Source organism: Streptomyces sp. CO7, assembly GCF_053474865.1.
Genome location: NZ_JBRIOU010000006.1, coordinates 166,684 through 171,599, shown reverse-complemented (window position 1 = coordinate 171,599; position 4,916 = coordinate 166,684). Strand labels below are relative to the sequence as shown.

Below are 4,916 nucleotides of genomic sequence, written 5' to 3'. Positions count from 1 at the left end.
GCCTTGACCATCACCGGCCCGCCCGACAGCAGGGCGCGCGCCTCCTCGACGCCCGCCCCGCCGTCCGTGCCCTCGAGCACCGGCACCCCGGCCTCGCAGGCCAGCCGCCGCGCTCGCGCCTTGTCGCCGAACACCTCCAGCACCCCGGGCGCCGGACCCACGAACACCAGGCCGGTCTCGGCGCACCGGCGCGCGAACTCCGCGTCCTCGCTCAGGAATCCGTACCCCGGGTGGACGAAGCCGCAGCCGGTGCGCAGCGCCGCCTCCACCAGTCCCGCCGCGTCCAGGTAGCCGCCCGGGACCGCCACCGCCTCGTCCGCCGCGGCCACATGGGCCTCGTCGCCCTCCGCGTGCGCCGCGACGGCACGCCACCCCAGCTCCGAGGCAGCGCGCAGCACCCGCACGGCGATCTCCCCGCGGTTGGCGACCAGTACGGCGGCAGACCCCATCAACGCTCCTCACGGACCGCGCGGCCGACCCCGCGCGACGAACATCATCGACCGGCCCCGCCATGCTCTCCGGGCCCCGGCGAGGAAGCAATGTGCGGCCGTACAGCGTCCCGAGCAGCACGACGTCATTTGTCACACCGGTCGGCGGGACGGGAACCCGGCTCCGCAGGCGGCAGGCTGGCCGCATGAAGGAACGCCTGACCCGCCGACGTCTCGACCGGGCCACCCTCCTGCGCCAGTCCCTCCACGAGCGGGCCGAGCTGTCCGTCGAGGCGATGGTCGAGCGACTGGCCGGCGTGCACGCCCGGCACCGCGAACCCCCGTACATCGGCCTGTGGAACCGGGTCGACGGCTTCCGCCAGGAGCACCTCGCCGCCCTGCTGGACCTGCGGGCCGTCGTGCGGGCCTCGCTGCACCGCGGAGCGCGGTACCTGGTCACCGCCGAGGACTACCTCTGGCTGCGGCCCACCCTGGAGCCGATGCTGCGGCGCAGACGCGAGCGGGTCCTCGGCCGGTGTACAGCAGGCGTGGACAGCGGGCAACTCGCCGCCGAGGCAAGGGCTCTGCTGGTCGGCCGGGTGATGTCACGTGCCGAGCTGGGCCGGGCGCTCGCCGCCCGCTGGCCGGGACGGGACCCGGTCGCCCTGGCCCGCTCGACGCGAACGCTGCTGCCGGTGCTCCACCCGCCGCCGTCCGGCCTGTGGGGGCGACGTGGCCTGGCCGCCTTCGTCCTCGCGGATGAGTGGCTGGGCCGGTCCCTCGACCGCCGGCCCGACCCCGCACGGCTGGTGACACGCCACCTGGCCGCGTTCGGACCCGCCACCGTCGAGGACGTCCAGGCGTGGAGCGGCGTGAGCGGGCTGCGTGAGGTGGTCGACGACCTGCGGCCGTCCCTGCGGGCGTTCCGCGGCGAGGACGGCGAGGAACTGCTCGACGTGCCGGACGCGCCGCTGCCGCCCGAGGACCTGCCCGTCCCGGTGCGCTTCCTGGCCGCGGGGGACGACGCCGCCCTCGCCCACGCCGGCCGCTCCCGGCTGTCGGGGGCGGAACCGGTCAGCCACCCGCCGGGGGAGCCGGCCTTCCTGGTCGACGGCTCCGTCCGTGGCGGGTGGTCGCTCACCAGGGAGACGGACGGCCGTGCGGTCCTCACCGTGCGGCTGTCCGCACCCCTGACCCGGCGGCAGCGGGAGGAGGCCGCCGAGGAGGGCGCCGCCCTGCTGCGCTTCGCCGCGGGGGACGCGGACCGCCACGACATCCGGTTCACCGCCGCCGGGTGACACGATGACGCGGTGACACGCCGACATGTCGACACGGAGACGCGGCGAGGTGGCGGCTCGGTGTCCGAGCTTCGCGCCGGGTCCCGCCGCCCGCCGAGCGACGGCGGGCGGCGGGCAGGAGGCGGGCGGGAGGCCGGACCGGCAGGGAGGCCGGACCGGCATGGGGGTCGGACCGGCAGCGAGGTCAGACCGGCAGGGAGGCGGGGAGCACCCGGACGAAGGCCCCGCGCCGCGGCTCGCCCCCACCGGTCCAGCCCGCGGTGACGCCCGAGGGCAGCAGACCGGCCGTCCCGCCCTCCGGCGCCTCCTCGAGCACCCGCAGCACCCGCAGGGTGACTCCGTCCAGCAGCACGTCCGTCCATCTCTCACCGTCCACCACGGACGGCGACCCGGTCACCCCGCCCGGCAGCGGCCCACCGTAGGAGGCCACCACCGAGGTGTCCGGGGTGTCGCTCTCGCTCTGCGCCTGCGGCACCGCGCGTCCCCGCAGCAACGCCACGACCTGCTCGACCGCCACCGGATCCCGGGTCGCGTCGTAGACCCAGCGGGTGCCCAGCACCCCGTGCTCGGTGGTGCCGATCAACGCCTCCTCGGCCCGCTCCAGCGGCGCGCCGCGATAGGTCATCGCGTGGTGGTACACGGTGCCGTCGGCGTCCTCGTGCACCGCGAACTCGATGCCCACCTCCCCGGCGGGATCGTCGAGCCGGAAACCACCGGCCGGTTCCAGCCGTGGAGTCCCCGTGCCCCGGTACCAGGGGCGGCCGGGCAGCCACGCGGTCAGCAGCTCCACCTTCGTGGGAGCCATCGTCGTTCGGTGAATGACTGACATGGCGTCATCATTCCAGTCCGGGTGTGGTCCGCAGCGGCAGGAGCTGTGGACGTTTCGCGGTGCGGCCCTCCCCGGAGGACCGTCCCTTCAGCCGCCGGACCAGCCAGGGCCCCAGGAAGGAGCCGAGCCACCGCAGCTCGGTGGTGAGGGCGTGCAGGCCGACGGGCGGCGCGGCGGCCGCCGGGGGGAGCGGGCGCGTCCAGCCGTCGTCGCCGCCCGGCAGCTCCAGCGCGTGGGCCGGCGCGGCGGCGATCCGCTCGTGGCCGAGCGGACTCGCGTGCAGCCGGTCCGGGCTCCACAGCCGGCGGTCGGTGATCACCGCGTGCCCGGCCGCGTCCACCAGCGCGACCCCGTGCCGCCGGGCCGCCTCGCGGATGCGCTCGTTGAGCGCCAGGGCCCGTGGGGTGAGCGCCCGGCCCAGCGGCGTCATCCCGGCCGGGTCCGGGAACGTGACCGTGGCGACCCGCGCCCCGGCCGCGGTCAGCGCCGCGAACATCGCTTCCAGGTGCCCGGCCACCTCGTCGGCGTCGAACCTCGGCCGCAGCAGGTCGTTGACCCCGGCGACCACGGTGGCCAGATCGGGGCGCAGGGCCAGCGCGGGCGCCAGCTGCTCCGCGCGCACCTGCCCTGCGACCCGCCCGCGTATCGCCAGGTTGGCGTAGGCGAGGCCGGGCGCGCCTTCGGCGAGCCGCTCCGCCAGCCGGTCGGCGAAACCGCGCAGCCCCGAGGCGTCGTCACCGTCGCCCATGCCCTCCGTCTGGCTGTCTCCCAGAGCGACGTAACGGCGGAACGGGTGCCCGGCCTCGGTCATCGGCGGTCCTCTCCTCGCTGTGCGGAGCCAGCTTGGTGTCCGCCTCGCCGAGAATCAACCCGCGCCCGCGCCCGCGCCCGTACGGCTGGGGGAGAGCTGCGGACACCGGCGGGCCGCCGCCGAGGGGACGCACGCCGGACGATCAGCCCAGCTTGCGCATCACCCGCGCCGCCGCCTCGCTCTCCGCGGCGGGGACGGAGAGCTCGCTCAGCGTGTCGAGGTCCCGGTCGTCGGCGAGTTCGGCCTCCCAGGCGTCGGCGAGACGCTCCTGCTCCTCGCGGGGACGCCGCTCGACGTCCGCGCGGTGGTCGGGGCTCAGGGCGTGCAGGAACCGGCCGACGGTGTCGGTGGTCATTCGTCCTCCTCGGTCACTCGGCTCCGGGCCCCGCACCCGTCCGCGGCGGCGACCCGTGAGCCCGATCGTGCCCCGGGGCCGGGCCGTCGGCCGTGGCGGCGCGCCGACGGCCCACGCCACGGGAGCGACGGCGCCTCGGAGAACCGCGCGGACCCGGGGCACCATGGCGGGGTGACCATCGTCGAAGACATCGAACCCCGCGGCACGCGGCACTGCGAGACATCCACCCTGGGGGTCCTGCTGCGACATCAGGACCTCGACCTGTCGGAGCCCATGCTCTTCGGCCTGGGATCCGGTCTGTCCTTCGTCTACTGGGACAGCAAGCACATGGACTTCCCGTTCCTCGGGGGCAGGGTCAAGCCGTTCGAGCTCACGAGGAACCTGGCGGCCAACCTCGGCCTGGAGCTGAGGGTCCAGGAGACGGCCTCGCCGCGCACGGGGTGGAAGAACGTGGTGGCCGCCCTCGCCGACGGACGTCCGGTCGGGCTGCAGCTGGACAGCTACCACCTCGACTACTTCACCTCGAAGGTCCACTTCGGCGGACACGTCGTCGCCCTCTACGGCTACGACGAGCAACGCGCCCTCCTGGTGGACACCGACCAGCAGGGCGGCGCGGTCTCCACCGGTCTGGACGCGCTGGCCGCCGCCCGGGCGGAGCGCGGCCCGATGACCGCCCGGCACCGCTCCTTCACCCTCGACGTCCCCGCGGACGCGCCCTCCCCGTGGAGCAGGATCGTGCCCGCGATCACCGCCTGCGCCGAGGCGTTCCTCCACCCGCCCATCGCCAACCTCGGCCGCCGGGGCATCGAGAAGGCCGGCAAGCTGGCGCCGACCTGGCTCGACCGCGCCGCCGACCCGGCGCGGGACCTGCCGCAGGCCGCCCTCCTGATGGAGAAGGGCGGCACCGGCGGCGCGCTCTTCCGCAACCTCTACCGCGACTTCCTCGACGAGTGCGCCCAGCGGCTGGACAGCGCCCCGCTGCGCGAGGGCCTGCGGCTCTACACCGAGGCGGCCGCCCGGTGGACACGGGTGGCCGAACTGATCACCCTGGCCGGCGGGACGGGCGAGGAGCGGCACCTGACGGAGGCGGCGGAGCTGCTCCGTGGCCTCTCCCGGCTGGAGCGGGAGGCCATGGAACAGCTCGTCCGCATCGGTTGACCCGGTTCCGCCACGGCGCCGCCGCCCGCGCCGGCCC

The 4,916-nt window shown here is 75.8% G+C and carries 6 protein-coding genes; 2 read left to right on the top strand and 4 right to left on the bottom strand.

Translation table 11 applies throughout. From position 1 onward, the window contains the following. Positions 1–449, bottom strand: a 449-nt coding sequence (locus ACOV8S_RS22180; protein WP_448319701.1) for a biotin carboxylase N-terminal domain-containing protein, incomplete at its 3' end; no start/stop codon positions are given. A 185-nt stretch (positions 450–634) separates the two neighbouring features. On the opposite strand from ACOV8S_RS22180, the gene ACOV8S_RS22175 reads away from it, so the two are divergent. Continuing rightward, positions 635–1,726, top strand: coding sequence for a winged helix DNA-binding domain-containing protein (locus tag ACOV8S_RS22175; RefSeq protein ID WP_448319699.1), 1,092 nt, complete (start codon positions 635–637; stop codon positions 1,724–1,726). 184 nt (positions 1,727–1,910) lie between these two features. On the opposite strand, the gene ACOV8S_RS22170 is transcribed toward ACOV8S_RS22175, so the two are convergent. From ACOV8S_RS22170 to ACOV8S_RS22160, 3 genes are all read right to left on the bottom strand, one after another. Next, a complete protein-coding gene (locus tag ACOV8S_RS22170) occupies positions 1,911–2,555 on the bottom strand; it encodes a maltokinase N-terminal cap-like domain-containing protein (RefSeq protein WP_448319698.1) in 645 nt (214 codons plus the stop codon). A gap of 7 nt (positions 2,556–2,562) precedes the next feature. Continuing rightward, positions 2,563–3,366 carry an SGNH/GDSL hydrolase family protein gene (locus tag ACOV8S_RS22165; protein ID WP_448319696.1) on the bottom strand — a complete coding sequence of 268 codons (804 nt, stop codon included), beginning with the start codon at positions 3,364–3,366 and terminating at the stop codon, positions 2,563–2,565. Between the two features lie 142 nt (positions 3,367–3,508). Next, positions 3,509–3,721: a hypothetical protein gene (locus ACOV8S_RS22160; RefSeq protein ID WP_448319695.1), complete on the bottom strand. Its 213-nt coding sequence runs from the start codon at positions 3,719–3,721 to the stop codon at positions 3,509–3,511. 171 nt (positions 3,722–3,892) lie between these two features. On the opposite strand from ACOV8S_RS22160, the gene ACOV8S_RS22155 reads away from it, so the two are divergent. Next, on the top strand, positions 3,893–4,879 hold the full coding sequence (locus ACOV8S_RS22155) for a BtrH N-terminal domain-containing protein (protein ID WP_448319694.1): 987 nt from the start codon (positions 3,893–3,895) through the stop codon (positions 4,877–4,879). Positions 4,880–4,916 lie beyond the last annotated feature (37 nt).